General features: G+C 53.4%; 2 protein-coding genes. Both read right to left on the minus strand.

The features are described 5' to 3' along the window. Positions 1-2,555, minus strand: a 2,555-nt coding sequence (locus PHX60_RS15870; protein WP_366144398.1) for a reverse transcriptase domain-containing protein, incomplete at its 3' end; no start/stop codon positions are given. 51 nt (positions 2,556-2,606) lie between these two features. Next, positions 2,607-3,656 (minus strand): hypothetical protein, encoded by a 1,050-nt coding sequence (locus PHX60_RS15875; protein ID WP_300079747.1) that lies wholly within the window; start codon positions 3,654-3,656, stop codon positions 2,607-2,609. Between the last annotated feature and the right edge of the window lie 452 nt (positions 3,657-4,108).

Consider the following 4,108-nt stretch of genomic DNA (forward strand, 5'->3'; position numbering starts at 1 on the left):
CCTCGTGCAGCAGGTTCATCTGCAGCAGTGCTTGCATGGGGCTCCTCCCCGGCAGGCGCTGACTTAATAGCGGGCGCCGACTGAACAGCACGGGTACGCGAGCGAGTTAACATGAGCATGGTGCCATCTCCAGGCACACCGACGCATGCAAGCACACAGCATGGGCTGCAGCTGCTAGCACGGGCCTCAGGGTCAGCAGGCACAGCATCACACTGTCCTAGGAGGTCCTGGGGAGTGTGGTCGCGGGGGTCTTGAGCATGGAGTGTTGGGTTGCGGCTTATTGGATCAGCCACGTTGGTAGAGCCTTTCTTATAGACAATCTGGAAGTGGAAACGGGCCAAAAATTGCACCCAGCGAGCTTGCCGGCGGGACAGAGTTTTCTGTGACTGTAAGTATGTGAGTGGGTGGTGATCTGTCACCAAAATGACCTCCTTTGACCCTTCAAGATAGCACCGCCACTCGCGTAGGGCATGTATGAGACCCAACAACTCCTGTTCACCAGTAGCATACCGTCTCTCGGCTGCATTGAACTTGTAGCTGGTGAACGCCACCACACGACCACCTTGCATCAGCACTGCACCAGTGCCTACCAGAGAAGCATCAGAATGCACCTCAAACACCGCATTTCGGTCTGGGAGAGCTAGAACAGGCGCTGAAGTCAAAGCCTGCTTAAGTCGATTGAATGCTCGAAGCTCAGGCTCTGCCCAGTTGTGCCAGGTATATGCAGCAGCAGCTGCTTCGGCCGTGAGAGCAGTAAGAGGGGAAGCGATGGTACTGTAGTGAGGAATAAATCTGCGGAAGTAATTGGCCAGCCCCAGGAAGCCACGCAGTTCTTTCAGAGATTTTGGCACAGGCCAGTCCCGAATGACAGCAAGTTTAGAAGGATCGGGAGCAACGCCATCGCGACCCACGATATGGCCCAGAAATTTCAGCTCAGCACGGTTGAACTCGCACTTTTTCAATTTGGCATAGAGGCGGTGTTTTCGAAGGGTTTCAAAGACAATGCGGAGGTGCTCAAGGTGCTCCTCTGGTGTGTTGGACATGATGAGAATATCATCCAGGTACACGAGCACGAATTTGCCGATGTACGGGGCGAAAATGGAATTCATGACACGTTGAAAAGTTGCTGGGGCGTTGGTGAGGCCGAAACACAGCACTTTGAACTGGTACTGCCCCATGGGGGTCAGAAAAGCAGTCTTCTGAACGTCGTCGTCAGCGATGTGAATTTGATGGTATCCAGACTGCAAATCTAGGGAAGAGAAGACCTTTTTGCCATGTAGTTGGTCGATGAGGTCTTGAATGTTCGGGAGAGGGTAGCGGTCTTTGACCGTCACCTTGTTAAGCGCGCGATAATCAATGCACATGCGCAAAGACCCATCCTTCTTTTGCACGAAAAGCACAGGGGCACCATAGGGGGAATTTGAGGGTTCAATCAGACCTTTAGCCAGCAGGTCAGACACTTGACGGCGAACTTCAGCCTCCTCCTCAGTAGTTAACCGATACATGCGTTTGTAGGGAGGAACATGGCCGGGTTCTGTTCGAATGGTATGCCACATGGCACGTGTTGGGGGCAGCTCAGATGGCATGTCCTGGAAAACATCAGTAAATTCCGCAATCAAATGCTGGAGAGTGTCAGGGGAAACTAGCCCTTTAACCACGACAGGGTCAGCCACGGCTGCAATTGAGCCAGCACGTGTAGACTTGGGAGAACACATGAAGGTTCCAGAGAGTTTAGCATCGCCAGGCATACGTGGTTGCACCATAACTAGCCAAGACAGAGCACCACGACGTAGCTCACGAGCTGCTTGTTTGGCACTGAGAAGCTTTGAAGCGGAATGCCGAATAGCAGAAACAGCGGCTTGAGGAGTAGCAGCAAGTTTAGTGATGTGGGGGTCCATGCGACCAGGCTTCAGCACATGCTGTTCACCATGCACTGTGACGCGGCATTTGCCATCACCACAATGCAGTTGAGCGTCGTGTGCAGACAGCCAATCCATGCCGATGATGAGGTCCACGCCGTGCAGCAAATTGGACATGATTTTTGCACGGGCAGGGGCTACCATGTTCTGGATAGCAAGGTCAGCCAAGCATTCGTGGCTGCAGGTGACGATAGATTGGTTAGCTGTAGAGACTTGAAGCACATCTGGCAGCGGCTTAATTTTCCAGTCGTAGATTGACTCAGAACCGTGCTGTGCATGACGTTTCATGCCGGACTCAAGCCATTCCTGAGAGACGAAACTCCAGGAGGCACCAGTGTCAAAGAGAACTGTAGCACTTCTAGAACCAAAGAAACCCTGGAACAGAAAAGTCAGGCCAGGTATATGACATGCTGCACCAAGCTGAGCTGTTGCTAGCGAGGCAACTGTGTTGTGTGCACATTGAACAGTGGGTGTAGGACCAAAAGAAGTATTACAGGTAGGAGAGGGAACAGCAGCGCGCACAGAATCACCGTCTTCATACTCATAGCGCATGCGTTCAGACTCAACACCTAATGGTGAGGCAGACCCATAGTGGGGACCATCACAGTCTGCATCAGAGGGGGTCAAACACCTCATGTCATCATCAGCACCTGTGGGAGGATGCACAGCCAACCCACAGGCAACACCCTAGCGGCGGCGCACATGAGCGCGGTCTCTATCAAAATCACGGCGGTGCTGGTCAAAGTCATCTTCACGGCGGCGCTTGCCTCCAAACTGAAAGCGAGGTTTGAAGCCACCACGGTATCCATGCGCACGGGCAGAAGCAACAGAGGGAAAGCGGGGGTCAGGTGAGCGTGCACGGTTGAAAGATGACCCACGTGCACCAGAGTCACGCCGACCAGTGGCAGGTGGGGTGTCACGGTCAGAAAAGCGCACAGTTGGGCGTTGAGGGGGCATGCGCGGGGGGTAGGGAGAGCGCATGGCAGCCACAGCAGGTTTGGACTTGCGCTGTTTGGTGGTCTCTACACTGATAGCATGCAAAATGCAATCATGGAGGTCAGTCCAGTGCTTGCCCTCAGAAGTGAACATGCAGTCAGGCTGTAGATGAGGCAACAAGCCAGCAAGGAAAAATTCACACTGCATGGACTGGTCAGTAATGGATGCCTGTGACAGGTACTGACGCAGGGAGCAAGCATACTCAACGACTGACTGATCGGAGTTCTGCTTCACTTTGCGAGAAACGAGTGCATGCATGGCCTGCTCACGGGTCTGCTGCAGGTCCAGGCCAGCGACATGGTAGAAGATTCGGACAGCTTCTTCCCATGTGAGCTGTTTGCCAGCAGCGATGAGTTCGCTCACCATGAGTTCAGCGGTGGAGCGAAGTCGCTCTTGAAGGTGTCGGAGCAGGAGCGGAGCCAGGTCCTGTCCGGTCAAAGCAGCAAGATTCTTGATATCGTTAAGAAAAACGTTGACGTTGCGCCAAGTGCGATGCTTGAATTCCCATAGAACGATGGTAGGGATGGTAGCACGCATTTGGACTTGACGGACAGTAGGCACATGTGTAGAAGCTGCACCAGCAGAGGGCGAAAAATTCGCATTAGGCGTATTTACCGGATGGTTCGCCAGCAAAGTGGAGATTTGCGGCATAATGTTGTCCACCAGGTTCATGGCTTGTAGCTGGCGGACAGTTGCTTGTGTAGCATGAGGGGCGGCATTCACGCCAGCCAATGGGTTCACGGGTGCAACAGCACCAACAGGGGCTCCGACGGGAGCAACAATAGGGGCCAGAACGGCCGGGGCAGGTTGGCCAGCCGCGTTAGCGGGGGCAGCAGCGGCAACAGGGGCCGGGGCAAGGGGCTCATTGGCCAGAGGGTCTACAGAAAAAGTAAGACGACGGGAAGAAAAGCCACCAGTTGGAAGGGTGGAAGACCGTGGGTAAGACAGGTAATGCCGTTGCAGAGAAAGATCCAGAGAAGATTGGCGACGTAAAGCCGGATGAATTCCGCGTCCTGGAGACAAACTCATGGCAAAGCACCCAAAGCACGACAAAAAGCAAAAGACAGGGAAAAAACAAAAATACAAAGCAAAAGCGCCACTAGCAGAAAAACTAGGCTAAGCTAAAATGAAAACTATAAAACAAATTGCAACGTTAGTCAGCACCAACCGAGTCCATCGCCAAGTTCATCTTC

Origin of the sequence: Giesbergeria sp., from assembly GCF_028686475.1 — a bacterium.
Taxonomy (GTDB): Bacteria; Pseudomonadota; Gammaproteobacteria; order Burkholderiales; family Burkholderiaceae_C; genus Simplicispira.